At 68.2% G+C, this 25,260-nt stretch carries 27 protein-coding genes and 1 pseudogene; 19 read left to right on the top strand and 9 right to left on the bottom strand.

What is annotated here, in order from left to right; all coding sequences use genetic code 11:
- Nucleotides 1-7: 7 nt before the first annotated feature.
- Genes AC5Y4D_RS10745 through AC5Y4D_RS10735 form a run of 3 tightly spaced genes read right to left on the bottom strand, consistent with a single transcriptional unit; the run spans nt 8 to nt 3,140 of the window.
- Entirely contained in the window at nt 8-1,867 is a 1,860-nt protein-coding gene (locus tag AC5Y4D_RS10745) for a GMC family oxidoreductase N-terminal domain-containing protein (protein ID WP_499944746.1), read from the bottom strand.
- Nucleotides 1,864-2,193 carry a hypothetical protein gene (locus tag AC5Y4D_RS10740; RefSeq protein WP_499944747.1) on the bottom strand — a complete coding sequence of 110 codons (330 nt, stop codon included), beginning with the start codon at nt 2,191-2,193 and terminating at the stop codon, nt 1,864-1,866. Before AC5Y4D_RS10740 ends, AC5Y4D_RS10745 begins: the two co-directional genes overlap by 4 nt.
- Nucleotides 2,190-3,140 carry a tocopherol cyclase family protein gene (locus AC5Y4D_RS10735; protein ID WP_499944748.1) on the bottom strand — a complete coding sequence of 317 codons (951 nt, stop codon included), beginning with the start codon at nt 3,138-3,140 and terminating at the stop codon, nt 2,190-2,192. The genes AC5Y4D_RS10740 and AC5Y4D_RS10735 overlap by 4 nt, the downstream gene beginning before the upstream one ends.
- Nucleotides 3,141-3,175: 35 nt before the next feature.
- On the opposite strand from AC5Y4D_RS10735, the gene AC5Y4D_RS10730 reads away from it, so the two are divergent.
- Nucleotides 3,176-3,892 (top strand): FadR/GntR family transcriptional regulator, encoded by a 717-nt coding sequence (locus AC5Y4D_RS10730; protein ID WP_499944749.1) that lies wholly within the window; start codon nt 3,176-3,178, stop codon nt 3,890-3,892.
- Here AC5Y4D_RS10730 and AC5Y4D_RS10725 read toward each other — a convergent pair whose 3' ends face one another.
- On the bottom strand, nt 3,893-4,672 hold the full coding sequence (locus AC5Y4D_RS10725; protein WP_499944750.1) for a DUF3109 family protein: 780 nt from the start codon (nt 4,670-4,672) through the stop codon (nt 3,893-3,895).
- 106 nt (nt 4,673-4,778) lie between these two features.
- Between AC5Y4D_RS10725 and AC5Y4D_RS10720 the strand changes: the two genes are divergently transcribed.
- The 9 genes from AC5Y4D_RS10720 (at nt 4,779) to AC5Y4D_RS10680 (ending at nt 12,584) form a co-directional block, all read left to right on the top strand.
- On the top strand, nt 4,779-5,813 hold the full coding sequence (locus AC5Y4D_RS10720; RefSeq protein ID WP_499944751.1) for a Ppx/GppA family phosphatase: 1,035 nt from the start codon (nt 4,779-4,781) through the stop codon (nt 5,811-5,813).
- On the top strand, nt 5,810-6,826 hold the full coding sequence (locus AC5Y4D_RS10715; protein WP_499944753.1) for an Rv0497 family membrane protein: 1,017 nt from the start codon (nt 5,810-5,812) through the stop codon (nt 6,824-6,826). Before AC5Y4D_RS10720 ends, AC5Y4D_RS10715 begins: the two co-directional genes overlap by 4 nt.
- Nucleotides 6,827-6,841: 15 nt before the next feature.
- Nucleotides 6,842-7,684, top strand: coding sequence for a sugar phosphate isomerase/epimerase family protein (locus AC5Y4D_RS10710; protein WP_499944754.1), 843 nt, complete (start codon nt 6,842-6,844; stop codon nt 7,682-7,684).
- Nucleotides 7,684-8,532, top strand: a complete 849-nt coding sequence (locus AC5Y4D_RS10705; protein WP_499944755.1) for a thioesterase family protein — start codon at nt 7,684-7,686, stop codon at nt 8,530-8,532. The genes AC5Y4D_RS10710 and AC5Y4D_RS10705 overlap by 1 nt, the downstream gene beginning before the upstream one ends.
- A gap of 31 nt (nt 8,533-8,563) precedes the next feature.
- The gene (proC, locus tag AC5Y4D_RS10700; RefSeq protein WP_499944756.1) at nt 8,564-9,442 is read left to right on the top strand and encodes a pyrroline-5-carboxylate reductase; all 879 of its coding nucleotides are present in this window, start codon (nt 8,564-8,566) and stop codon (nt 9,440-9,442) included.
- Between the two features lie 140 nt (nt 9,443-9,582).
- Entirely contained in the window at nt 9,583-9,843 is a 261-nt protein-coding gene (locus AC5Y4D_RS10695) for a cell division/environmental response transcriptional regulator (protein ID WP_499944757.1), read from the top strand.
- Nucleotides 9,844-10,206: 363 nt separating this feature from the next.
- Complete coding sequence (locus tag AC5Y4D_RS10690; protein ID WP_003402602.1) at nt 10,207-10,308, top strand: 30S ribosomal protein bS22; 102 nt, start codon at nt 10,207-10,209, stop codon at nt 10,306-10,308.
- Between the two features lie 67 nt (nt 10,309-10,375).
- Nucleotides 10,376-11,497, top strand: coding sequence for an SDR family oxidoreductase (locus AC5Y4D_RS10685; protein ID WP_500037131.1), 1,122 nt, complete (start codon nt 10,376-10,378; stop codon nt 11,495-11,497).
- A gap of 16 nt (nt 11,498-11,513) precedes the next feature.
- Nucleotides 11,514-12,584, top strand: coding sequence for a lysophospholipid acyltransferase family protein (locus AC5Y4D_RS10680; protein ID WP_500037130.1), 1,071 nt, complete (start codon nt 11,514-11,516; stop codon nt 12,582-12,584).
- Between the two features lie 85 nt (nt 12,585-12,669).
- Here the strand turns inward: AC5Y4D_RS10680 and AC5Y4D_RS10675 are convergent, their stop codons facing one another.
- From AC5Y4D_RS10675 to AC5Y4D_RS10665, 3 genes are read right to left on the bottom strand one after another with little or no spacing between them, the layout of a single operon-like run.
- On the bottom strand, nt 12,670-13,587 hold the full coding sequence (locus tag AC5Y4D_RS10675; RefSeq protein WP_499944760.1) for a cyclopropane mycolic acid synthase family methyltransferase: 918 nt from the start codon (nt 13,585-13,587) through the stop codon (nt 12,670-12,672).
- Nucleotides 13,588-13,610: 23 nt separating this feature from the next.
- A complete protein-coding gene (locus AC5Y4D_RS10670) occupies nt 13,611-14,111 on the bottom strand; it encodes an FAS1-like dehydratase domain-containing protein (RefSeq protein ID WP_499944761.1) in 501 nt (166 codons plus the stop codon).
- A 40-nt stretch (nt 14,112-14,151) separates the two neighbouring features.
- Nucleotides 14,152-15,060 (bottom strand): HAD family hydrolase, encoded by a 909-nt coding sequence (locus tag AC5Y4D_RS10665; protein WP_499944762.1) that lies wholly within the window; start codon nt 15,058-15,060, stop codon nt 14,152-14,154.
- 132 nt (nt 15,061-15,192) lie between these two features.
- On the opposite strand from AC5Y4D_RS10665, the pseudogene AC5Y4D_RS10660 reads away from it, so the two are divergent.
- The 7 genes and pseudogenes from AC5Y4D_RS10660 (at nt 15,193) to AC5Y4D_RS10630 (ending at nt 21,449) form a co-directional block, all read left to right on the top strand.
- A pseudogene (locus AC5Y4D_RS10660) lies at nt 15,193-15,524 on the top strand (glutaredoxin family protein).
- Nucleotides 15,525-15,575: 51 nt separating this feature from the next.
- Nucleotides 15,576-16,934, top strand: coding sequence for a glutamyl-tRNA reductase (locus tag AC5Y4D_RS10655; RefSeq protein WP_499944763.1), 1,359 nt, complete (start codon nt 15,576-15,578; stop codon nt 16,932-16,934).
- Between the two features lie 13 nt (nt 16,935-16,947).
- Nucleotides 16,948-17,895: a hydroxymethylbilane synthase gene (hemC, locus tag AC5Y4D_RS10650; RefSeq protein WP_499944764.1), complete on the top strand. Its 948-nt coding sequence runs from the start codon at nt 16,948-16,950 to the stop codon at nt 17,893-17,895.
- A 23-nt stretch (nt 17,896-17,918) separates the two neighbouring features.
- Entirely contained in the window at nt 17,919-19,574 is a 1,656-nt protein-coding gene (locus AC5Y4D_RS10645; RefSeq protein ID WP_499944765.1) for a bifunctional uroporphyrinogen-III C-methyltransferase/uroporphyrinogen-III synthase, read from the top strand.
- Nucleotides 19,575-19,665: 91 nt separating this feature from the next.
- Nucleotides 19,666-20,637, top strand: a complete 972-nt coding sequence (gene hemB, locus AC5Y4D_RS10640) for a porphobilinogen synthase (protein WP_499944766.1) — start codon at nt 19,666-19,668, stop codon at nt 20,635-20,637.
- Nucleotides 20,638-20,652: 15 nt separating this feature from the next.
- Nucleotides 20,653-21,207: a transport-regulating membrane protein Mce1N gene (gene mce1N / locus AC5Y4D_RS10635; protein WP_499944767.1), complete on the top strand. Its 555-nt coding sequence runs from the start codon at nt 20,653-20,655 to the stop codon at nt 21,205-21,207.
- On the top strand, nt 21,204-21,449 hold the full coding sequence (locus AC5Y4D_RS10630; RefSeq protein ID WP_499944768.1) for a hypothetical protein: 246 nt from the start codon (nt 21,204-21,206) through the stop codon (nt 21,447-21,449). Before mce1N ends, AC5Y4D_RS10630 begins: the two co-directional genes overlap by 4 nt.
- Here AC5Y4D_RS10630 and AC5Y4D_RS10625 read toward each other — a convergent pair.
- Entirely contained in the window at nt 21,433-21,864 is a 432-nt protein-coding gene (locus AC5Y4D_RS10625; protein ID WP_499944769.1) for an STAS domain-containing protein, read from the bottom strand. The genes AC5Y4D_RS10630 and AC5Y4D_RS10625 overlap by 17 nt on opposite strands.
- A 161-nt stretch (nt 21,865-22,025) precedes the next feature.
- On the opposite strand from AC5Y4D_RS10625, the gene AC5Y4D_RS10620 reads away from it, so the two are divergent.
- Together AC5Y4D_RS10620 and AC5Y4D_RS10615 are read left to right on the top strand one after the other, a co-directional pair.
- Nucleotides 22,026-23,282, top strand: a complete 1,257-nt coding sequence (locus AC5Y4D_RS10620) for an acyltransferase family protein (protein ID WP_499944770.1) — start codon at nt 22,026-22,028, stop codon at nt 23,280-23,282.
- Between the two features lie 89 nt (nt 23,283-23,371).
- Nucleotides 23,372-24,055, top strand: coding sequence for an Rv0518 family GDSL lipase (locus AC5Y4D_RS10615; protein WP_499944785.1), 684 nt, complete (start codon nt 23,372-23,374; stop codon nt 24,053-24,055).
- Between the two features lie 30 nt (nt 24,056-24,085).
- On the opposite strand, the gene AC5Y4D_RS10610 is transcribed toward AC5Y4D_RS10615, so the two are convergent.
- Nucleotides 24,086-25,255, bottom strand: coding sequence for a L,D-transpeptidase (locus AC5Y4D_RS10610; protein WP_499944786.1), 1,170 nt, complete (start codon nt 25,253-25,255; stop codon nt 24,086-24,088).
- Nucleotides 25,256-25,260: the final 5 nt, after the last annotated feature.

The following is a 25,260-nucleotide window of genomic DNA, read 5'->3' as shown; positions in this document are numbered from 1 at the left end:
GGTGTCGTCAGGCGAGTATCTGATCGGCCACCGCCAGCGCCATCGCCATGATGGACAGCTGCGGGTTGACCTCGGGACAGCTGGGCAGGATGGAGGCGTCGGCAACCCAGACGCCGGCTATGCCACGCAGTCGGCCGGCCGGATCGACGGGGCAGATCTGCTCGTCGGCGCCGGCCGCCGCGGTCCCGGTCGGGTGGAATGCGGACAGGTGCAGGCTTTTCGGCTCGGTTCTGGCCAGCACGTCGCGCAGTTCCGTCTCGGACTTCACCGTCATCGCGCCGGGCAACCCGGTGAGCACTTCGACCGCGCCGGCGGCGAACAGCAGCCGGCCGATGGCTCCCAACGCGACCCGCAGTTTCGCGACATCGTGCCGGGCGATGTCGTAGCGCACCACCGTCTCATCCCTGACCGACAGCACCGAGCCGACGCCCTCGTCGGCCACCATCGCGCCGAAGGTGGCGATCTGGGGGGCCCGGTCCAACCAGTGCAGCAGCTCGGCGCCGTAACCCGGGAAGATGATCGAACCCATGCCGGGCGGGGTGGCGGTGGCCTCGATCAACACGCCGTGGGACTCGTGAAATTCGTGCACGGCCGCACTCTGCAGCACGCCGCGCCAGGCGTACACATCCTCCTCGAACCGTCCGGCCAGCAACGTCGCCGGATGCAGCGCCAGGTTGCGGCCCAGCCGCGGGTGTCTGCCAAGCGCGCTGCGCCGCAACAACATCGGCGTCTCGGTCGCACCCGCCGCGACGACGACGGTGGCGGCCAGTACGTCGATCGCGGTGCCGTCGGGCCGGCGGGCCCGTACGCCGCGGGCACGTCCGTGCTCATGGAGCACCCGTTCGACCCGCGCCTCGGAGATGATGCGCCCGCCGGCCGCGCACGTCTGCGGCAGCGCGTTGAGGTGCACGCCGAACTTCGCGTTGTGCGGGCAGCCGATGGCACACTGGCAGCAACCCTCGCAACCCGGCGCATTGCGCGCGATGGGTGCCGCCTGCCAGCCCAGCGAATCGGCGGCCTGGAGCAACAGGTTGCCGTTGCGGCCCATCACGTCACGCGGCGCCGGCGCGACCTGCAGGGTGCGTTCGACGTCGTCGAGGTAGCCGCTCAACCGGTCCGGATCGGCCAGGCTCAGGCCGAATTCGTCACGCCAGCGTCGCTGCACGGCATCCGGGGGCCGGAAGCAGGTGCCGGAGTTGACCACGGTGGTGCCGCCGACCGCCCGGCCCATCGGCAGCACCACCGTTGGCCGTCCCAGCGCAACGGTGGCCCCGGCGCCGCGGTACAGGCCGGCATACCGGTCGATCGGGTGGCTGGTGCGGAACTCCTCGACCGTCCAGCGTCGTCCCTCCTCGAGTACCACGACTTCCAGGCCGGCCCGGGCCAGGGTGCGGGCCGCCATCGCGCCGCCCGCCCCGGAGCCGACCACGACCACGTCGGCGGTGACGACGGACGCGCTGTGTGCCGACCGGGTGACGTCCAGGGCCGCGTCCGGACGTACCACCTGGTCAGCGTGGGCGCGCGAAAACAGTTCGTGGGCAAAGGTATCCGCTCCGTTGGCCAGCAACCCGATCACCTTCATGCCCTCGACGGCCGCGCCGGCCTCGGTGCTGAGCGCGGCGATGCGCCGCAACACCCGCTCGCGATCGGCGGGACCGAGGCGCGTCAGGGACCGTCCGGTGGTCAGGTAGCTCGCCGCGGCCATCGAGACCAACCCGGCGCGCACCGCCAGCCGGGAGGTGGCCGGCAGCCGTGACAGGTACCGGTCGACGCGTGCGGCGAACTGTGCGGACGACGGGCCGCCGTGTTCCTCGGGCAGCAGCGCGGTGCCGAACGAGGCGGTAGCGCGATCGGCCAGCCGGCTCACTTGCGGCGCCCGAGCGCGCGGCCCAGCTTCAGGAAGAACGGGTAGGTCGCGAAGATACCCCCGGCGGCGGCGTGCGCCGGCCAGTCCAGTTTCTCGGTGTCCATGTCGAAAGCCCCGCTGTTCCACATGAAGTCGCGTCCGTTCGCCGCGCGGAACGGTCGCCACAGGAAACCCAGCCCGGGCACGTTGTGGTACAGACCGAACGATCCGGCGAAGAACACGCCGAGCACGGCGGCCTCCAGGACGTCGCGTCGCTCGGGCGGGAAGCGGCGCTCGATCAGCACTCCGGAGGCGAACAGCAACGGCGGGTCGAGAGCGAAACTCATTGCGGGGTCCTTTCATTGACCGGGGGAGCCTGATCGCCACGCAAACCGACCTCGGCATGTCCGGTGCCGAGCACCGACCACCGCCGGTCGCCGAGTTCGACGTGGATGTCGGCTTGTTCGGTGTTGGTGCACACGCAGGTGCCGCCGTCGGGGTCGGTGTATTGCAGGCTCACGCAGCGCTCGGGGGGCTGGTCGACCCGGATCAACACCTCGCGTCCGCCGATACGGCCCTCCAGCTGCCAGTGCCGCGGACCGAGCCTGGTGCGCATCCGCAGCGCCGGCAAAACGCTTGCGGGCCAATCTTTTCCGTCGATTCGGAAGCGGACAAAGGCCAGCGGCGCCAGGCGGCGCAGCCCGGGCTTGTGCGACACCGCGGTGACGGCCTCGAGCACATCGCCGTCGCCGAGGTCGGCATGAATCCAGCCCCAGCGCCTGGCGTTGCCGTGCCCGTAGATGTGCGCCACGTTGCCGCGCCAGCGGTCGACGGACCGGGTGTGGCCGTCGATGCTGACAGTCCCGGCGAAATCGGCGGTCGGAGCGAGCACGACCTGGGCGCCGGGCAGCAGTTCGCGCTCCCAGGCGACGCGCGGAAAGGTCCACAGCGGGGCGCCGGCGTCCTTCCATGACAGGTCCCAGGCGAGTGAGCCCGCGCGTCCGGTCATCTGCCCGGGTCCGACCAGCGCGCCGGCCGCTTGGAACCAGGCGGCGCCGCCGGCGGGTGCGACCGGTTCGGGGCCGAAGCGCTCGGTGCGTGGCGAACCGTCGGGCGGGAACCAGGTCGCCCAGCCGTGCGCGTAAGGCGCGCCCGCCGTCGGGGCTACGGTCTCGCAGTGCACCCACAGGCCGGCGCGGGTGACGGGGTCGGAGAGGGTGGCGTACCAGACCTCCAACCGTCCCGGCTTCCCCCGCCAGCGCGGCGTCGCGGCCAACCGCGTTTCGTCGTCCACTTCAGCACCTCCTTCCTCTATAATTGGTTGAGCCAATGAACCAGTCAAGTCCGATACCTCCGCCAGACCGTCAGCGAGTCGACGAACAGATCGCTGCGTCGATCGCCGACGCCATCCTCGACGGCGCGTTCCCGCCCGGCTCGACGCTGCCGCCCGAGCGCGAACTCGCTGATCAGCTCGGTGTGAATCGCACCTCACTGCGTCAGGGACTGGCTCGCCTGCAGCAGATGGGTCTGATCGAAGTTCGCCACGGCAGCGGCAGCGTGGTTCGCGACCCCGAAGGCCTGACCCATCCGGCGGTGGTCGAGGCCCTGGTGCGCAAGCTGGGCCCGGAGTTCCTCGTCGAGCTACTCGAGATCCGGGCGGCGTTGGGTCCGTTGATCGGCACGCTGGCGGCACAGCGCGGCACGCCGGCGGACACCGAAGAACTGCGGCGCGCGCTGGCCGCGGTTCAGGAGGCGGACACCGCCGCAGCCCGCCAGACCGCCGATCTCGCCTACTTTCACGTGCTGATCCACAGCACCCGAAACCGCGCCCTGGGCCTGTTGTATCGGTGGGTGGAACAGGCTTTCGGTGGCCGTGAACACGAACTCACCGGCGCCTACGACGACGCGGAGCCGGTGGTCGCCGACCTGCGGGCGATCACCGAGGCGGTGCTGGCGCACGAGGCGGAGTCGGCGGCCGTGAGCGTGGAGGCCTATCTGAACGCCAGCGCGCTGCGAATGGTGCTGGCCTACACCAAGAGCCGTTAGCTACTCGGCGGCCCGCGTCGCCGGATGCACCGCGATCAGACCTAATTGGCTGCGGCGCTTGCACATTGCGGCCAACTCCGCATAGGCCTTCGCGCCGAGAAGTTCGGTCAGTTCGTCGGCCAGGCTCTGCCACACCTGCTTGGCGCCGACATGGGCGGCCGGATCGCCGGTGCAGTACCAGTGCAGGTCCGCACCGCCGGAGCCCCAGCCGCGCCGGTCGTACTCGGTGAGAAACGTCTTGAGGATCTCGGTGCCGTCGGGCCGGGTCACCCACTCCTGGCTGCGCCGGATCGGTAACTGCCAGCACACGTCGGGCTTCATCGTCAGGGGCGGGACACCCAGTTTCAGGGCCTTGCTGTGCAGGGCGCAGCCCACGCCGCCGGGGAAACCGGGCCGGTTCAAGAACACGCACGCGTCCTTGTGCTTTCGGGTGCGGTATTGGGGTTCGCCCTCGTGTTCGTCGAGTTCCAGGTACCCCTTGCGGCCCAGGCCCTTGTCGCGGAACTGCCAGTCCTTCTCGGTCAGCAACTTGACCGCGTCGTCCAGGCGGGCGCGGTCGTCGTCGTCGGACAGGAACGCGCCGTGCGAGCAACACCCGTCGTCGGGTCGGCCGGCTACCGTGCCCCGGCAGGCCGGCGTGCCGAACACGCACGTCCAGCGCGACAGCAACCAGGTCAGGTCGGCCGCGATCAGGTGCTCGGGGTCGTCGGGGTCGTAGAACTCCACCCACTCACGGGCGAAATCCTGTTCGACCTCTTGTCCGGGCAGCGAGTTGGCCACGGGTGCAACGTTAGTCCACGTTTTCGCGACGGGCGCCGGCTCGGCCCGGCGGTGCGCATCACGGGTCGCGGGACGCGTGCCCGGTGAGTCCGGCTAGTTTTGTTCTGTGCGATTGGGCGTGCTGGACGTGGGGAGCAACACCGTCCATCTACTGGTGGTCGATGCTCACCGGGGCGGGTGTCCGGCTCCGATGAGCTCGACCAAGGCCACCCTGCGCCTGGCCGAGGCCACCGACAGTTCGGGCAAGATCACCAAGCGCGGCGCCGACAAGCTGATCTCCACGGTCGACGAGTTCGCCAAGATCGCGGTCAGCTCCGGCTGCGCGGAGTTGATGGCCTTCGCCACCTCCGCGGTTCGCGACGCCGAGAATTCCGACGACGTGCTGGCTCGGGTGCGCAAAGAGGCCGGCGTCGAGTTGCAGGTGCTGCGCGGGGTGGACGAGTCGCGGTTGACCTTCCTGGCGGTGCGCCGCTGGTTCGGCTGGAGCGCCGGGCGCATCATCAACCTCGACATCGGCGGCGGCTCGCTGGAGGTGTCCAGCGGCGTGGACGAGGAACCCGAGGTCGCGTTGTCGTTGCCGCTGGGCGCCGGACGGTTGACCCGCGAGTGGTTGCCCGACGATCCGCCGGGCCGGCGCCGGGTGGCGATGCTGCGCGACTGGCTGGACGCCGAACTCGCCGACGCCAGCGCCACCCTGCTCGAAGCCGGGGCGCCCGATCTCGCCGTCGCGACGTCGAAGACGTTCCGGTCGTTGGCGCGCCTCACCGGCGCGGCCCCGTCGGCGGCCGGACCGCGGGCGAAACGCACGCTCACCGCCAACGGCCTCAGACAACTCATATCTTTCATCTCTAGGATGACAGCCGCCGACCGAGCAGAACTGGAAGGAGTCAGCGCCGAGCGTGCCCCGCAGATCGTGGCGGGTGCGCTGGTGGCGGAGGCAAGCATGCGAGCCCTGTCGATAGAAGCGGTGGACATCTGCCCGTGGGCGCTGCGGGAAGGTCTCATCCTGCGCAAACTCGACAGCGAAGCCGACGGAACCGCCTTCATGGAAACGTCGTTCGTGCAGACTTCGGTGCGGGATGCCGGGAGCCAGGTGGCTGATCGGAGTGCGTCCAACCGGTCGAGAGGCAGCAAAGCATGACTGGACCCGACATGGAGGACGCCAAGCAGATATCGGTGGCCGAGCTGCTGGCCCGGAACGGAAGTACCGCCAATCCGACGGCCACCCGCCGGCGTCGCCGCCGTCGCGGTGACGATTCGATCAGCGTCGCCGAGCTCACCGGCGAGATTCCGGTCATCCGGGACGATCACCGCGAGGAGACCGCGCCCGTCGCCCCGGCCGTGCGCGCCGAACCCGAAGTCCGCGACGTGCCTGTGGTCGAACCCGAGGTCCGGGCCGAGCCCGTCGTCGAACCCGAGGTCCGGGCCGAACCGGAAACCACCGTAGAACCCGGGCCTTCCGCGCCCTACTGGTCCGAGCCCGAGCCGCGCTGGCCCAAGTCGGACCCGGTGACGCGGCGCAAGTCCGGCCCGCAGCGCAGCGAGTACCCCCGCCCGTTGCGTCATACCGCCACCAGTGACGTCGAGCAGCACTCGGGCGCGGAGCATATGAGCCCGGACCCGGTCGGGCATTACACCGACGCTTCCGTCGACGTGATGGACAGCGAGGTGCGGGAAGCCGAATCGGTGGCCGAAGACTCGGCGTACGTGCGCTCGTATCTGCAGGGCCCGGACGCCGACGAGGCGTCGGACGGGACACTGTTCGGGGGCCAATCGATTGCCGACGAGGTCGCGCGCCGGCGCGGCGGGCAGCGCACCGTCGAACTGGACGACGAACGCGACCTCGACCACCTCGACGAGGAGGCGGCGCCGCGACGCGCGGGCGGCAAGATGGCCGCACTGGGCCGCGGCCTGCTCACGGTGCTGCAGTCGATCCTGGCGGTCGCATTCGGCGGGGGATTGTTCATCGCTTTCGACCAGCTGTGGCGGTGGAGTCCCATCGTCGCGCTGGTGCTTTCGGTGCTGGTCATCCTCGGTCTGGTGGTCGGCGTCCGGGTGGTCCGCAAGACCGAGGACATTGCCAGCACGCTGATCGCGGTCGCCGTGGGTGCGTTGATCACCCTGGGACCGATGGCCCTGCTGCAAACGAGCTAGGCGTCCCTACAGACTGTGCGCCCAGCAATCAAAGTCGGCTTGTCGACGGCCTCGGTGTACCCGCTGCGGGCCGAGGCGGCGTTCGAGTATGCCGCCAGGCTCGGCTACGACGGGGTCGAGCTGATGGTCTGGAGCGAGTCGGTCAGCCAGGACGTCGACGCCATCAGCAAGCTGTCCAAGCGCTACCACATGCCGGTGCTGTCCGTGCACGCCCCCTGTCTGCTCATCTCGCAGCGGGTGTGGGGCGCGAACCCGATCGTCAAACTGGATCGCAGCGTGCGGGCCGCCGAACAGCTGGGCGCACAGACGGTGGTGGTGCACCCGCCGTTCCGTTGGCAACGTCGCTACGCCGAAGGCTTCAGTGACCAGGTCAAAGCCCTGGAGGAGGCCAGCGACGTGCTGGTGGCAGTGGAGAACATGTTCCCGTTCCGCGCGGACCGCTTCTTCGGGCTCGACCAGACCCGGGAACGGATGCGCCGGCGCGGGGGTGGGCCGGGCCTGGGGGTCTCGGCGTTCGCCCCCTCGTACGACCCGCTGGACGGCGACCACGCGCACTACACGCTGGACCTCTCGCACACCTCGACCGCGGGCACCGACTCGCTGGAGATGGCCCGACGGATGGGGACCGGATTGGTGCACCTGCACCTGTGTGACGGCAGCGGATTGCCCGCCGACGAGCACCTGGTGCCCGGCCGGGGCACCCAGCCGACCGCCGAGGTGTGCCAGATGCTGGCCGCGAGCAGTTTCGCCGGCCACGTCGTGCTGGAAGTGTCCACCTCGAGCGCGCGTTCGGCCGCCGAGCGCGAGGCCATGCTGATCGAGTCGCTGCAGTTCGCCCGAACCCACCTGCTGCGCTGATGACGGACGCCTTGTTCAGCAGTGCGATGGCGCTGCGCCCAGTCGACACGGACGACCCGGCGTGCCTGGTCTTCGACGGCGTGTTGAACGAGCACTGGACCATCGGACCCAAGGTGCACGGCGGTGTCATGGTGGCGCTGTGCGCCAACGCCGTACGCACTGCCTACGGCGACGGCGCCCAGCAACCGGTCGCCGTGTCGGCGAATTTCCTGTCCGCGCCCGACCCCGGGCCGATGCGGCTGGTCACCTCGCTGCGCAAGCGGGGACGCCGGATCACCGTGGCCGACGTCGAACTCATGCAGGGCGACCGTACCGCCGTGCACGCTGTCGTCACGCTGGGTGAGCCGGAGCATCATCTGCCGGGGGAGACCGCGCCGTTGTTGTCGGCCAACCCGGTCGTGGACCTGATGGCTCCGCAGCCGCCCGACGACCTGGCGCCGATCGGCCCGGGTCACCCGCTGGCCGGTCTGGTGCATCTGGGCGCCGGCTGCGACATCCGGCCGGTGATGTCCACGATGCCTTCTCCGGAAAACCGGCCGCCGGACGGGCGGCCGCCGATGATCCAGATGTGGGCGCGACCGCGAGACCTTGCTCCCGACGCGCTGTTCGCGCTGATGTGCGGAGATCTGTCGGCGCCGGTGACGTTCGCCGTGGACCGCACCGGTTGGGCGCCGACCGTCCAGCTGACCGCACTGCTGCGGTCGGTGCCGGTGAATGGATGGCTGCGGATCATCGCCACCTGCGTGGAGATCGGACACGACTGGTTCGACGAGGACCACATCGTCGTCGACGAGTTGGGCCGCCTGGTGGTGCAGGCCCGGCAACTTGCGATGGTGCCTGCCGGGTAATCCGGACCGCCGGTCTGCGATGCTTTGCGGCATGGCAAGAATCGCGATCATCGGCGGCGGCAACATCGGCGAAGCACTGCTGTCCGGGCTGCTGCGGGCAGGCCGGCAGGTCAAAGATCTGGTGGTGGCCGAACGCTTGCCGGAGCGGGCCAAGTATCTGTCGACGAACTACGGCGTGCTGGTGGTGGCGTCCGTCAGCGACGCGGTGGAGAACGCCTCGTTCGTGGTGGTCGCCGTCAAGCCGGCCGATGTCGAGTCCGTGGTGGACTCCCTGGCCGAGGCGGTCGGCGCAGCCGACAACGACAGCGTCGAGCAGGTGTTCGTCACCGTGGCCGCGGGCATCAGCCTCACCTTCTTCGAGTCCAAGCTGCCGGCCGGTACGCCGGTGATCCGGGCCATGCCCAACGCGGCCGCACTCGTCGGTGCCGGGGTCACCGCGCTGGCCAAGGGCAGGTTCGTCACGCCGCAACAGCTCGACGACGTTTCCACGCTGTTCGACGCCGTCGGCGGCGTCCTCACGGTGCCCGAACAGCACCTGGATGCGGTGACGGCGGTATCGGGATCGGGACCGGCCTATTTCTTCCTGCTGGTCGAAGCGCTGGTGGACGCGGGCGTGGCAGTCGGTCTGAGCCGCCAGGTGGCCACCGACCTCGCCACGCAGACGATGGCGGGTGCGGCGGCGATGTTGTTGGAGCGGATGGACGAGGAGCGCCGGCCGGCCGACGGCGCCTCGGGCGGGCTACGAATCAACGCTGCACCCGCACAGTTGCGGGCTTCGGTCACCTCACCCGGCGGCACCACTGCCGCGGCCCTGCGTGAACTGGAACGGGGTGGATTCCGGGTGGCCGTCGACGCCGCGGTGCAGGCCGCCAAAAACCGCTCTGAGCAGCTACGAATTACATCCGAATAATTCGGCAATTTTCAACGGATTGTCTCTCACCAGTACCAGTAACCCCACTAGTCCCGCTATTCTCCTCTTTGTAAGCGCGTGTGGGTGCCAGCGGAGGGGAAGCCGCTGGCATTGCGCGGGCCTGACACGATTGGGTTGCGATGACGTCTACGAACGGGCCGTCGGCACGGGATTCTGCAGGTAAAGCGGCACGGGACGGTGGTTCGGCCGACGCCGGTCAGTCCCGGACGCAATTTCTCACCGTCGCCGAGGTCGCGGCGTTGATGCGGGTGTCGAAGATGACGGTCTACCGGTTGGTGCACAACGGGGAGTTGCCCGCGGTTCGGGTCGGACGCTCCTTCCGCGTGCATGCCAAAGCCGTGCACGACATGTTGGAGACGTCGTACTTCGACGCGGGCTGACCCCCGCTTGTCGCGTTCCGGTCGGCCGGAGCTTTCAGCGTGAATCCTGGGCTTTGCGGGTGAATCCTGGGCGTTGCGGGTGAAGCCGAGGCGGGATCTCGCCGATTTTCCCGCCCTGGGCTCACTCCGAAAGCCCTCGTTTCACAATCAACGCCAAGGATTCACACCCAAGCCGTCGAGCAGCCAAAGCGCCTCTCCCTGCCCCGCGTGGGATCGGAATTCGACCGCAGCACCATTCCCGCGCGTCGCGAAACCGGTCGGCAGCCCGGCGTCCCTGGACGACCGTTTGGCGTTGCGTGCGTCCGGTTGGGTAAAGTGTCCCGGTCATTTGATTAAGCCGGTACAGGTCAGATAGCGGAGTTCATGGGTTCAGTAATCAAGAAGCGGCGCAAGCGTATGTCGAAGAAGAAGCACCGCAAGCTGCTACGTCGCACCCGAGTGCAGCGCAGAAAACTTGGCAAGTAAGTTCTGCCCGCGCCGACCGTCACTGGTTCGTAACACTCCCGTCTCTGCGCGTCGCTAGGCTGTCGAGGTGGATCCGTCGAAGAGCAAGGACGGCGGGGGAGCCGGCGGCGAGGCTGTGCACTACCCCAAGGTCGTACTCGTCACCGGTGCGTGCCGGTTTCTCGGCGGCTACCTGACGGCTCGCCTGGTGCAGAACCCGTTGATCAACCAGGTCATCGCGGTGGACGCGATCGCGCCCAGCAAGGACATGCTGCGCCGGATGGGCCGGGCCGAATTCGTCCGTGCCGACATCCGAAATCCCTTCATCGCCAAGGTGATCCGAAACGGCGACGTCGACACGGTGGTGCATGCCGCGGCGGCGTCATACGCGCCGCGGTCCGGTGGCAGCGCGGCGCTCAAAGAACTCAACGTGATGGGCGCGATGCAGCTGTTCGCCGCCTGCCAGAAGGCGCCGTCGGTGCGGCGGGTGGTGCTGAAGTCGACGTCCGAGGTGTACGGGTCCAGTCCGCACGACCCGGTGATGTTCACCGAGGACAGCAGCAGCCGGCGGCCCTTCCGCGAAGGGTTTGCCAAGGACAGCCTCGACATCGAGGGTTACGCGCGCGGGTTGGGGCGGCGCCGGCCCGACATCGCGGTGACCATCCTGCGGTTGGCCAACATGATCGGCCCGGCGATGGACACCACGCTGTCGCGTTATCTCGCAGGGCCTTTGGTGCCGACGATGTTCGGCCGCGACGCCCGGCTGCAGCTGCTGCACGAGCAGGACGCACTGGGTGCGCTGGAGCGCGCCGCGATGGCGGGCAAGGCCGGCACCTTCAACGTCGGCGCGGACGGAATCATGATGCTGTCCCAAGCCATTCGCCGCGCCGGCCGAATTCCGTTGCCAGTGCCCAGTTTTGGAGTATGGGCACTCGATTCGTTGCGGCGGGCCAACCGTTATACCGAGATCAATCGTGAGCAATTCGCCTACCTGAGTTACGGCCGCGTGATGGACACCACCCGGATGCGTTCCGAGCTGGGTTATCAGCCCAAATGGTCGACGGCGGAGGCGTTCGACGACTACGTCCGCGGCCGCAGCTTGACTCCCATAATCGACCCGGATCGGGTACGCTCCTGGGAGGGTCGTGCCATAGCGGTGGCGCAGCGCTGGGGTAGCCGAAATCCAATTCCGCGCATCGGGGTCAGATAGGTTTGGATAGATAATCGTGCCGGGTGAATCCAGAGCGAATGTTATTCCACTGCACAGCAATCGGGGTCGGGTAGCGGCACGCCGCCGGGTTGCCAATCAGCGCTCGGACGCCTCGCACCAACATCCCTCGCTGCTTTCCGATCCCGGTAATCGCGCGTCCGCCGAAGAGCTCGCCGCCGTCGTCCGGGAAATCGACGAGCACCGCCGCGCGAGCGGGGGTTCGTCCGGCGGCGAGGCGCCACTGAGCGACGTCGCGCAACGCGTGGCCGCGGTCGCCGGATTTTTCCGGCAGCGGCTGACCGGCGACTACAGCGTCGACGAATTCGGGTTCGATCCGCACTTCAACGATGCGATCGTGCGGCCTTTGCTGAGGTTCTTCTTCCAATCGTGGTTCCGGGTCGAAGTCAGCGGGGTCGAGAACATCCCCGCCGAAGGTGCCGCGCTCGTAGTGGCCAATCACGCCGGGGTGTTGCCGTTCGACGGGTTGATGCTGTCGGTGGCCGTGCACGACGAGCATCCCGCCGAACGCGATCTGCGGCTGCTGGCCGCCGACATGGTGTTCGACCTACCGGTCGTCGGGTCCACCGCCCGCAAAGCCGGCCACACCATGGCCTGCACGGCAGACGCGCACCGGCTGCTGGCCTCCGGCGAACTCACCGCGGTGTTCCCCGAGGGGTACAAGGGGCTGGGCAAGAAATTCGAGGACCGCTACCGGCTGCAACGGTTCGGCCGCGGCGGTTTCGTCTCGGCGGCGCTGCGCACCAAGGCCCCGATCGTGCCGTGCTCGATCGTCGGCTCCGAAGAGATCTACCCGATGCTGGCCGACGTCAAGCTGCTGGCGCGGCTGTTCGGTCTGCCCTATTTCCCGGTGACGCCGTTGTTCCCGCTGGCCGGGCCGGCGGGGCTGGTGCCCCTGCCGTCGAAGTGGCGTATCGCGTTCGGCGAGCCGATTTCAACCGCCGACTACGCCGCCAGCGACGCCGACGACCCGATGGTGACCTTCGAGCTCACCGACCAGGTGCGTGAGACCATCCAGCAGACGCTGTACCGGCTGCTGGCCGGCCGTCGCAACATCTTCCTGGGCTGAGCTCCACCCCGCTGAGCAGACGCAAAAGCCCCTCATTTCGGCACGAAATGGGGGCTTTTGCGTCTGCTCGCGCAGGGGACGGGAGTTACTTGACCAGGGTGAACTGGCACACGTTGGTGTAGCCGTCGCGGAACAGGTCTGAGCAACCGCGCAGGTACTTCATGAAGGTGTCGTACTCCTGCTCGCCCTTGAGCTCGATGGCCTTGTCCTTGTGGGCTTCCAGCGCGTCGGCCCAGGCGTTCAGGGTGGGCACATAGTTCTTGCCGATGAAGTGGTGACGCTCGATCTTGAAACCCGCCTCGGTCGAGTACCGGTCCACCTGCTCGACCTGGGGCAACTTACCGCCGGGGTAGATCTCCTTGAGGATGAAGCTGATGAAACGCAGCAGGCTCATCGTGGTCTTGAGGCCCATCTGCTTACCCTCTTCGGCGGTGGGCACCACGATGGAGTGCAGCAGGAAACGGCCGTCGTCGGGCAGCAGGTTGTAGTACTTCTTGAAGAAGGTGGCGTAGCGCTGGTAGCCGGCGTCACCGGCCCCGTCGGCGAAGTGCTCGAACGCCCCGAGCGACACGATCCGGTCGATCGGTTCGTCGTCGAATTCCTCCCAGCCCTGCAGACGCACCTCTTTGCGCCGCGGGCTGTCCATCTCGGCGAACTTCTGCTCGCAGTGGGCGAGCTGGTTCTCGCTGAGCGTCAGGCCGATGACGTTGACGTCGTAGTGCTCGACGGCGTGGCGCATCGTCGAACCCCAGCCCGAGCCGATGTCGAGCAGTGTCATACCCGGCTCGAGGTTCAGCTTGTCCAGCGCCAGCTTGCGCTTGGCGAACTGCGCCTCCTCGAGCGTCTTGCTCTGCGGCTCGTCGATGTTGGGTTTCTCGTCGAAGTAGGCGCAGCTGTACGTCATCGACGGGTCGAGCCACAGCTTGAAGAACTCGTTCGACCGGTCGTAGTGCGACTGCACATCTTCAACCGGGGGCTGTAGTTGGGTGCCTTCTGAAGTCATTAAAACGACGCTACCTGCTCTGTTTAGATGGATGCAATTGCCGCGACGGTCGCCTCGGCCTGATCGTCGTGCTTCGCCGCTTCACCGAGCATAGTGACAATGCTGGTCACTACCGGATTTCCGTCGGCATCGGTCACTTCGCTTCGGATTTCGGCCAACACCGTCCCGTGGGACTGGATCACCGAATCCAAATACGTGTCGAAGTGTAGTTCGTCGCCCACCAGGATCGGCCGGTGGAACAGGAACTTCTGGTCACGATGCATCACCCGGGCGATGTTGATCGGGATGCTGAACTTGGTGAAGATCTCCAGCTGCACGCGCCGACCGGCGATGGCCAGGAAGGTCAGCGGGGCCGGCAGGACTTCGTAACCGGCTTCGGCGGCCACGGCTTCGTCGTAGTGGATCGGGTTGTCGTCCTTGACCGAAGCGGCGAATTCCCGGATCTTCTCCCGCCCGACCACGAAGTGGTCTTCCTGCCGGTAGTGCTTACCGATGATGCCTTCGGCTCCCTGAGGAACTGTCATGCCGCCGCTTTCTCGAATAGTTGCTCAGCGGCGCAGCTTATCAGCGCGGTTGCCGTCGAGAGGCGAGCGCGGCCAACGCGCCCCCGGCGGCTCCCAGCGCCAATGCCGACGGAACGCCGATGCGGGCGGCTTTGCGGGCGGTCCGGAAGTCGCGGATCTCCCAGCCCCGTTCGCGGGCCAGGCTGCGCAACCGGGCGTCGGGATTGATAGCGACGGCGGTACCCACCAGCGACAGCATCGGGACGTCGTTGTAGCTGTCGGAATACGCGGTGCAGCGCTTGAGGTTCAGGCCTTCCCGGATCGCCAGCGAGCGCACCGCGTGCGCCTTGCCGACGCCGTGCAGGATGTCGCCCACCAGCCGGCCGGTGAACACCCCGTCGACCGATTCGGCCACCGAACCCAGGGCGCCGGTCAGCCCGAGCCGACGGGCGATCGTCGCCGCGAGCTCGTACGGCGTGGCCGTGATCAGCCAGACTTGCTGGCCGGCGTCCAGGTGCATCTGAGTGAGCTCGCGGGTGCCCGACCAGATCTTGTCGGCGATGATCTCGTCGTAGATCTCTTCGCCCAGGCGCACCAGTTCGTCGACGGACCGGCCCTCGATGAAGGCCAGTGCCTTACGGCGGCCGGCCGCTACGTCCTCGGCGTTCTCCTTGCCCAGCACCTGAAACTTGGCCTGGGCGTAGACGAATCCGAGTACGTCGCGGTAGGTGAAGTAGTCGCGGGCGGCCAGCCCGCGGCCGAAGTGCACCGCCGAGGAGCCCTGTACCAACGTGTTGTCGACGTCGAAGAACGCGGCGGCGGTCAGGTCGACCGGCGGCGGCGGACGATCCTCTGCGGGGGCGGCGTGCAGGTCGTCGAGGGCGCGTTCGGCGCTGGCGTTGGCGGCCAGGTTCTCCAATTCGGGGTTACCGGTCTGGAAGGCGTTTTTCGCGGGGTCGGAGGAAGCCATCTCAAACCTCCCAGATCGCTGTGTAGCCCGGTTCGCGGTCCCTGCAAGCCGCCGACGTCAACCCTATCCGGCCGCGCCGTCGAACCGGATTCAACCGCGGCTCGCGCCCGGCGAAATGCCACACTGATGCCCATGACGCCAACCGCACGCCGCCCCCGGGTGGAGTTGCTGACCCGCGCCGGGTGTGCGATATGCCTGCGGGTCCACGCCCAGTTGGCCGAGTTGGCCGGCGAGTTGGATTTCGACCTGACCAGCGTCGACGTCGACGCCGCGGCGGCCGCCGGAAACCCCGGCCTGCGGGCCGAATTCGGCGACCGGCTGCCGGTGGTGCTGCTCGACGGCCGGGAGCACAGCTACTGGGAGGTCGACGAACCCCGGTTGCGCGCCGACCTCGCGGCCCGCTGACTGTGACCGGCATCCGTCCCGCGGCATTTGGTAGCCCACCTGCGAACCGACTACCGTAGGTAGCAGTTCACTTTCCGACGCTGCAAGGGAGCGGGCCAGGTGATGCTGCCGTGAGCATCCTGCTCTTCGGAGTTTCGCACCGCAGTGCGCCGGTCTCCATCCTGGAACAACTCAGCATCGACGAGTCCGATCAGGTCAAGATCGTCGACCAGGTGCTGCAGTCCCCGCTGGTGACCGAGGCCATGGTGCTCTCGACGTGCAACCGTGTCGAGGTCTACGCCGTGGTCGAGGCGTTTCACGGTGGGCTCTCGGTGATCGGGCAGGTGCTGGCCGAGTACTCCGGCATGTCGATGGGCGACCTGACCAAGCACGCCTACGTGCGCTACAGCGAGGCCGCCGTCGAGCACCTGTTCGCGGTGGCCAGCGGCCTGGATTCGGCGGTCGTCGGCGAGCAGCAGGTGCTCGGCCAGGTACGCCGCGCCTACGCGTCCGCAGAGGCCAACAGTGCCGTGGGCCGGGTGTTGCACGAATTGGCCCAGCGGGCTTTGTCGGTGGGCAAGCGGGTGCATTCGGAAACCGCGATCGACGCCGCCGGTGCCTCGGTGGTGTCGGTGGCCCTGGGCATTGCCGAGCGCAAGCTGGGCACCCTGGCCGGCAAGACCGCCGCGCTGGTCGGGGCGGGGGCCATGGGTGGGCTGGCGGCGTCGCATCTGGCGCGCGCCGGCATCGGGCGGGTCTACGTCGTGAATCGGTCGGTAGCCCGGGCGCAGCGACTGGCGGCACGGCTCACCGAGTCCGGTGTACCGGCCGAGGCGCTGGGCTTGGACGGGCTGGCCGATGCCTTGGCCGACGCCGACGTCGTGGTCAGTTGCACCGGCGCGGTGAGCCCGGTGGTGTCGCTGGCCGACGTGCACCACGCGCTGGCCGGCGCCCCCCGCGACGAAGCCACCAGGCCTTTGGTCGTCTGCGATCTCGGGATGCCCCGCGACGTCGATCCGGCGGTGGCCGGATTGCCCGGTGTCCTGGTCGTCGACGTGGACCGGGTGCAACACGAACCGTCGGCGCACGCCGCGGCGGCCGACGTCGACGCCGCTCGCCACATCGTCGCCGCCGAAGTCGCCGCCTACCTGGCGGGGCAGCGCATGGCCGAGGTCACCCCGACGGTCACCGCGCTGCGCCAGCGCGCCGCCGACGTGGTCGAGGCGGAGTTGCTGCGCCTGGACAACCGGTTGCCCGGGCTGGAGAGCGCCCAGCGCGAAGAGGTGGCCCGCACGGTGCGCCGCGTCGTCGACAAGCTGCTGCACGCGCCTACGGTGCGGATCAAGCAGCTCGCCAGCTCTCCCGGCGGCGACAGCTACGCCGAGGCGCTGCGCGAACTCTTCGAGCTCGACCAGACCGCTGTCGATGCGGTGGCCGCCGGCGAATTGCCGGTCCTGCCAATCGGATTCGACAACCACTCAGCCGACTAACCGATTGGCGCATGTGATTCGGATAGGCACTCGTGGCAGCCTGCTGGCCACCACCCAGGCTGCGACCGTCAGGGACGCACTGATCGCCAACGGCCATCCCGCGGAGCTGGTGACCATCAGCACCGTGGGCGACAAGTCGTCGGCGCCGATCGAAACGCTCGGAGTGGGGGTGTTCACCACCGCGTTGCGCGAAGCGATGCAGGACGGCCGCGTGGACGCCGCGGTGCACTCGCACAAGGACCTGCCGACCGCCGACGACTCTCGGTTCACCATCGCGGCCATCCCGCCACGGGAGGACGCCCGCGATGCCGTCGTCGCCCGCGACGGGTTGGTGCTGGGAGAGTTGCCGGCGGGTTCGCTGGTGGGGACGTCTTCGCCGCGACGGGCCGCACAGCTTAGAGCATTGGGTCTCGGTTTGGAAATCCGCCCCCTAAGAGGCAACCTAGATACCAGGTTGAACAGGGTAAGCAGTGGTGATCTTGACGCCATCGTGGTGGCCCGGGCCGGTCTGGCTCGACTGGGTCGTCTCGACGACGTCACCGAGACATTGGAGCCGGTGCAGATGTTGCCAGCGCCTGCTCAGGGCGCGCTCGCCGTCGAATGCCGGGCGGGCGACAGCGGGTTGGTCGCGGTGCTGGCGGAGCTGGACGACGCCGACTCGCGGGTGGCGGTCACCGCGGAGCGAGCTCTGCTCGCCGAACTGGAGGCGGGTTGCTCCGCGCCGGTGGGGGCGATCGCCGAAGTGGTCGAGTCCATCGACGAGGAGGGGCGCATCTTCGAGGAGCTGTCGCTGCGTGCTTGCGTGGCGGCGCTGGACGGGTCCGACGTGATCCGCGCGTCCGGCATCGGCACCTCCGAACGGGCCCGGGAGCTGGGTCTCTCGGTCGCCGCGGAGTTGTTCGAGCTGGGCGCCGCAGAGTTGATGAGGGGAGCACGGGAAGAGCCCGTGCAAGGAGATTGAAAGAGACTGTGGGAGCGACAACGATGACGCGAGGGCGTAAGCCGAGGCCGGGCCGCATCACATTCGTGGGCTCTGGTCCTGGCGACCCCGGTCTGCTGACCACCCGGGCCGCGACGGTACTGGCCAATGCGGCGCTGGTGTTCACCGACCCCGACGTGCCGGAGCCGGTATTGGCGCTGATCGGCAAGGACCTGCCGCCGGTGTCGGGTCCGGCGCCCGCCGACGCGTCGGGCAGCACCGACGCGCCGACCGGGTCGGAGGCCCCGCCGGCGGTGGTGGCCAGCGGTCCTGACATCCGCCCGGCGCTGGGTGATCCGGCCGAGGTCGCCAAGACGCTGACCCACGAAGCCCGGTTGGGCGTCGACGTGGTGCGCCTGGTGGCCGGTGACCCGCTGGCCGTCGACGCGGTCATCACCGAGGTGAACGCGGTCGCACGGACCCACCTGCACGTCGAGATCGTGCCCGGGTTGTCGCCCAGCAGCGCCGTGCCGACCTATGCCGGGTTGCCGCTGGGTTCGTCGCACACCGTCGCCGACGTGCGTGACCCGCACGTGGATTGGGACGCACTGGCCGCCGCGCCCGGTCCGCTGATCCTGCAGGCCACCGCGTCGCATCTGGCCGATGCCGCGCGCACGCTGATCGACCACGAGTTGGCGGACTCCACGCCGTGCGTGGTGACCGCGCAGGGCACCACCTGCCAGCAGCGTTCGGTCGAGACCACACTGCAGGGTCTCACCGACCCCGCCGTCCTGGGCGGCGGTAATGATCCGGCCGGCCCCTTGACCGGGCCGCTGGTGGTGACCATCGGCAAGACGGTGACCAGCCGGGCCAAGCTGAACTGGTGGGAGAGCCGGGCGCTGTACGGCTGGACCGTGCTGGTGCCGCGCACCAAGGACCAGGCCGGTGAGATGAGCGAGCGGCTCACCTCCTACGGCGCGCTGCCGATCGAGGTGCCAACCATCGCCGTCGAGCCGCCGCGCAGCCCCGCGCAGATGGAGCGTGCCGTCAAGGGACTGGTCGACGGCCGGTTCCAGTGGGTGGTGTTCACCTCCACCAACGCGGTGCGCGCGGTGTGGGAGAAGTTCGGCGAGTTCGGTCTGGACGCCCGCGCGTTCTCCGGGGTGAAGATCGCCTGCGTCGGCGAGTCGACGGCCGACCGGGTCCGCGCGTTCGGGATCAGCCCCGAGCTGGTGCCGTCCGGTGAGCAGTCCTCGATGGGCCTGCTGGACGAATTCCCGCCCTACGACAGCATTTTCGACCCGGTGAACCGGGTGCTGCTGCCGCGTGCGGACATCGCGACCGAGACGTTGGCCGAGGGCCTGCGCGAGCGTGGCTGGGAGATCGAGGACGTCACCGCCTACCGGACGGTGCGGGCCGCGCCGCCGCCGGCGGCCACCCGCGAGATGATCAAGACCGGCGGCTTCGACGCGGTGTGCTTCACCTCCAGCTCCACCGTGCGCAACCTGGTCGGCATCGCCGGCAAGCCGCACGCGCGGACCATCATCGCCTGCATCGGCCCCAAGACCGCCGAGACCGCCGCCGAGTTCGGGTTGCGGGTGGACGTGCAGCCCGACACCGCCGCGGTGGGTCCGCTGGTGGACGCGCTGGCCGAGCACGCCGCCCGGTTGCGGGCCGAGGGTGCGCTGCCGCCGCCGCGCAAGAAGAGCCGCAGGCGATGACGTATCGTGCGTTGACTCTGCGTCCAGGGCGCAATAGTTCGAGTAACTTCCGCCCTCAACGCAGAGTCAGCGCACGGATGAGGCCCTAGCCGTGCGACAGCGTCCGCGCCGGCTGCGTGCCACGCCCGCGCTGCGGCGTCTGGTGGCGCAAACCTCGCTGGAGCCAAGACATTTGGTGCTGCCGATGTTCGTCGCCGACGGCATCGACGAACCACGCCCGATAGCGTCGATGCCGGGGGTGGTGCAGCACACGCGGGACTCGCTACGCAGTGCCGCCGCCGACGCCGTCGCCGCCGGGGTGGGCGGACTGATGCTGTTCGGGGTGCCGCGCGGGCAGGACAAGGACGCGCTCGGCTCAGCCGGTACCGACCCCGACGGCATCCTCAACGTGGCGCTGCGCGACCTGGCCAAGGACCTCGGCGACGCGACGGTGCTGATGGCCGACACCTGCCTGGATGAGTTCACCGACCACGGACACTGCGGCGTGCTGGATGCGCGCGGCCGCGTCGACAATGACGCCACCATCGCTAGCTACGTGAAACTTGCTGTGGCACAAGCGGAGTCGGGCGCACACGTGGTGGGGCCCAGTGGCATGATGGACGGTCAGGTGGCCGCTATCCGCGACGGCCTGGACGCAGCGGGTCACACCGACGTGGTGATCCTGGCGTATGCCGCGAAGTTCGCCTCGGCGTTCTACGGTCCATTCCGCGAGGCGGTCGCCTCCAGCCTGTCCGGGGACCGGCGCACCTATCAGCAGGAGCCCGGCAACATCCGGGAGGCGTTGCGCGAAGTGGACTTGGACCTGGCCGAGGGGGCCGACATCGTGATGGTCAAACCCGCTTTGGGATATCTGGATGTGGTAGCCGCAGCGGCGGCGCGATCGGACGTGCCGGTGGCGGCGTACCAGGTGTCGGGGGAGTATTCGATGATTTGTGCGGCGGCAGCTAATAATTGGATCGACGAACACACCGCGGCACTGGAGTCGTTGACCAGCATCCGGCGGGCGGGGGCCGATATCGTGCTCACCTATTGGGCCGCGGACGCGGCGGGATGGCTTTCTTGAACCGGTGAGGCGCACATGACAGCAGCGGGGGATCCCACGGAAGACCAGCCCTTGTTCTACGAACCGGGCGCCAGCCGGTACTGGTTGCTGGCCGGCCCGGCGTCGGCGGCGTCGCTGATCTACATCCAATGGAGCAACCATGTGCAGATCTCGCTGCTGGTGCCCGCCGTCTTCCTCGTGCTGGTGACGGCGTTCGTGGGGTTACAGGTGCACGCCGCGCGGATCCACACCTCCGTCGAGTTGACCGAGGACGCGTTACGGCAGGGCACCGAGACCATCCTGGTGTCCGAGATCGTCAAGGTGTTCCCGGAAGCCGAGAACTCGGTGGCCTCGGGGAAAACGCTGGCCAGATGGCAGACGGCGCGGGCGCTCGGCGAGCTCGTGGGGGTGCCGCGCGGCCGCTACGGCATCGGCCTGAAACTCACCGGCGGGCGCACCGCGCAGGCCTGGGCCCGTCGTCATCGCCACCTGCGGGACGTGTTGACGCCGCTGGTCGAGCGGCGGCATGGGCCTTTCGTCCCGGATATCGCCGACGATCTGGACATCGACGACGACGAGTCGCAGCTGTGAAGGCCCGCGCTGTCGTCGAACTGGTGCTGGCGGGGGCCGCGGCGGTGGCGACCGGTTTGTGCTGGCTACATACCCGCTCGACGATCGCGGTTGCGCCGGTGGCCGAGGGGCAACCGTCCACGTGGTCGGTCGTCTACCACCCGCAGCAGTTGGTGCTGACGCTGTCGTTGGCGACGGTCGCCGGGATTTTCGCGGTGGTCGGTCTGGCCAGGTTGCGACGGACCGCTACGCGGACTTCTTGACCAGCGGCAATACCAGCCGGCGGCGCGCCGCGATGCCGTCGGCCAGGTGTCGCAGTGCCGCGTGCACGGAGCGGGTGACCGGGAACGGTGTGTCGTCGGAGTCTGCCAGCAATGCGCCCACGATCGGGTTGGCGACGATCATCCACTCCACCCCGGCGGCGCGGCACTCCTCGTCGAGCACGCAGAACAGCGAGATCCCCGCGGTGGAGAAGTGGTCCAGTTCGCTGAGGTCGAGAACGATCGGGCTGTCACCGAGGACGAAACGCCGGACATACTCGCCGACCCGGTCGACGTTGACGGCGTCGATCTCGCCGCGAATGGTGACCACGGTGGCCAGGTGGCGGCAGTGCGCTCGGATCTGTGCACCGCCACAGTCGACGGCGCCCGAAACCGGTCCTGCGATCGCAATCGTCATGAACTGCCCCATTTCCCCGCGGCCGTCTCCCCAACCGTGGAAGACCAAACCTTGCCTATAAGGTGCCCGCAAAACATAAAGGGACCGGTAGTTACGACTAATTCTTTGCTAAGAAGCGGCTGTTAGGCTGCTCTGGCCAGAGACCAGACGGAAAGAACCACGTGCCAAGCGGAGAACTCAAGGGCCAGATCAAGGGTGAGATCAAGGCCCTGACCGGACTCCGCATCGTCGCCGCGGTATGGGTGGTGCTGTTCCACTTCCGGCCCATGGTTGCCGACGTCTCGCCCGACCTGCGGGAGAACTTGGCGCCGGTGCTCAACTGCGGCGCGCAGGGCGTCGACCTGTTCTTCATCCTCAGCGGGTTCGTCCTGACGTGGAACTATCTCGACCGCATGGGCCACTCATGGTCGCTGCGCGCTACCGTGCACTTCCTGTGGCTGCGGCTGGCCAGGGTGTGGCCGGTGTACCTGGTGACCCTGCACCTGGCGGCCTTCTGGTGGATTCTTACCCTGCACATCGGGCACACGCCCTCGCCCGACATCGGCCGGCTGACCGCGATCAGCTACGTGCGGCAGGTGCTGCTGATTCAGCTCTGGTATCAGCCCTACTTCGACCTGTCCAGCTGGGACGGGCCGGCCTGGTCGATCAGCGCCGAATGGCTGGCCTACCTGCTGTTCGGCGGGCTGGTGCTGATCATCTGGCGGATCCAGCACGCGACGCGGGCGCGTGGGCTGATGATGCTGGCGGTTGCGGCGTCCTTGCCGCCGGTGGTGCTGCTGCTAGCCAGCGGGGTCTTCTACACGCCGTGGAGTTGGTTGCCGCGCATCGTGACCCAGTTCGCCGCCGGAGCGATAGCCTGCGCGGCCGTGCGCCGGCTGCGGCTCGGCGAGCGCGGGCGTCGCATCGCCGGGTATCTGTCCCTGCTGCTCGTCGTGGCACTCGTCGGCATCCTCTACTTCCTCGATGCGCACCCGATCACCGGGGTGTATGACAGCAGCGGGGTGGTCGATCTGCTGTTCGTGCCGCTGGTGATAACCCTGGCGATCGGCATCGGCAGCCTGCCTGCGCTGCTCTCGACGCGACTGATGGTCTACGGCGGGGAGATCTCGTTCTGCCTGTACATGGTGCACGAGTTGGTGCACACGCCGTGGACGTGGGCGGTGGTGAACTTCGAATTGCGTCCTTGGGAGCAGGACAGTCCGTGGAAGTGGAATATCTTTGGGCTGCTGGCGATCTCGGTGGGGCTGTCGATGCTGCTGTACCGGTTCGTGGAAGAGCCCGCGCGGCGTTGGATGCGCCGGATGGTCGATGCCCGGCCCACCCCCGCAGGCCATGAACCCGACGATTCCCCGGGCACCAATCTCGATCCCATCCACGTCGCACGCGAAGAGAGCTCGGCGCGGGCCGCGGCGATCTGACGCTCACCGCGCGTTGACGAGAGTTCGCGTCGACATCGGCCTACGATTCAGGGACTGGTCTGAAACGTCTTTTATGGAGGCGCGTGGTGGTGGATCGGCTGGCCACGTGGGTCATCGGTGTCGCGTTCGTGCTCGGTCTGGTCGCTCCGATCACGGCGCAGTGGGCTTATCGCCCAACGAGTTTCGACTTCCGGATGAGCCGCATCGCGGTGATCGGCGACTCCTACACCACCGGCACCGACGAGGGTGGGCTCGGGCCGAAAGCGTGGACGGCCCGTGCCTGGCAGCTGCTTTCGGCGCGGGGCCTGCGCATCGATGCCGACGTGGCGGCCGAGGGCCGCGCCGGGTACGGCATGGTCGGTTCCCGCGGCAGTGTGTTCGCTGATCTGACCGCGCGGGCGGTCAAGCCCGACGACGTGCTGGTCATGTTCTACGGCTCCCGCAACGACCAGGGTGTCGAGCCCGGGTTACTCGCCGACCGGGTGCGCATCACCTTCGAGGCCGCGCGCCGTCTGGCGCCGTCGGCGCGGTTCCTGGTGATCGGACCGCCGTGGCCCACCGCCGACGTGCCCGTTGCGGTATTGCAGATTCGCGACGTGCTGCACGCCGCGGCCCGGGGCGCCGGTGCGGCGTTCGTCGACCCGATCGACCAGCGGTGGTTCGTCGACCGGCCGGACCTGATCGGCACGGACGGCGTGCACCCCAACGATGCGGGGCATCTATACATGGCGCGCAAGATCGCGCCGTTGGTGCGGACGCAGTTGGCACGGTGAGCGGGGCTCGACCGAACGGAACGCCCAACGCTACGAGGGCGCCAGCGCGCTCCCCTTGCGCCACTCGTCCCAACTGATCGTCCAGTCGCCGTTCTGCTCGATCTTCAACGGCGCCCCACCGGTGTTTCGCACCTCGACGACGTCGCCCGGCACGGAGAAGTCGTAGAACCATTTGGCGTTCTCGCCGTTGAGGTTCAGGCAGCCGTGTGAGGTATTGGTATGGCCCTGAGCCCACACCGTCGAATCCAGCTGATGCAGATAGATGCCGTCGATGCTGATCCGGGTGGCGTAATTGATCGTCTCGCGGTATCCGAGCCGGGAATTCTTCGGCAGCCCGAATGTCGAGGAATCCATGATCACCGGGTTTCCCCTGTCCAGCACGGTGTAGACGCCCGGCGGAGTCCAGAACGACAAGGTCCGTCCGCCGACGGTCTCGGTGCCGCCCATCCCCATGGAGGTCGGCATCGTCCGGGCCAGTTTCCCGTTGTCGAAGACGCTGACCATCTTGGTGGTGTCATCGGCGATGGACACGTGCGCATCCCCGATGCGAAATGACACCCGGCTGTCCTCCTGCCCGAACATGCCGCCGCCCAACGCAATACCGTAGATCTTGGCTTCGGCCGTCACCGTGGTACCGGGTGCGTAGTAGTGCTCCGGTCGCCAGTGGGCGTTCTGCGAGTCGACCCAATGCCAGGATCCCGGCACGGCGGGGTTGGTGGTCACCACCAGCTGACGCTCGGCGGCCGCCCGATCGGCGATCTCCTCGTCGAAGTGCGCGACCACCACCGTCCCGACCCCGTAGGTGCCGCCTTCCCGCAACGTGGCCTCCGACGTCATCGTGAACGACACCTTGGTCTGGTTGGACGGCCGCACCGTGGCGAAGGACGAAACCTGCCTATTCTCAACGCCGTTGGTGCCGCGGCTGGTGACGTTGAGGGTGTAGGTGCGCGCGTAACCCAGCGGACCGGTCGGTTTCCACACGGTGCTATCGGGTGTCATGACGCCGTCGACCGGCTTGCCGGCGTCGTTGACCATGCGTACCTCGACGAGTGTTCCCGCGTCGGCTTTCACCTGCACCGGCGCCGCCGGCTGGACATCGCGCGCATCCGGACCCGGCGTGATCGTCACCCGCGCCGGACCCGTCGCGGCCGGCGCGTCACCCGGGGAATGGCAGGCCGATACCGCCAGTCCGAGCACCATGAGCA

This window comes from Mycobacterium sp. NGS67 (genome assembly GCF_059812185.1).
This window is presented reverse-complemented; position numbering and strand designations above follow the sequence as displayed.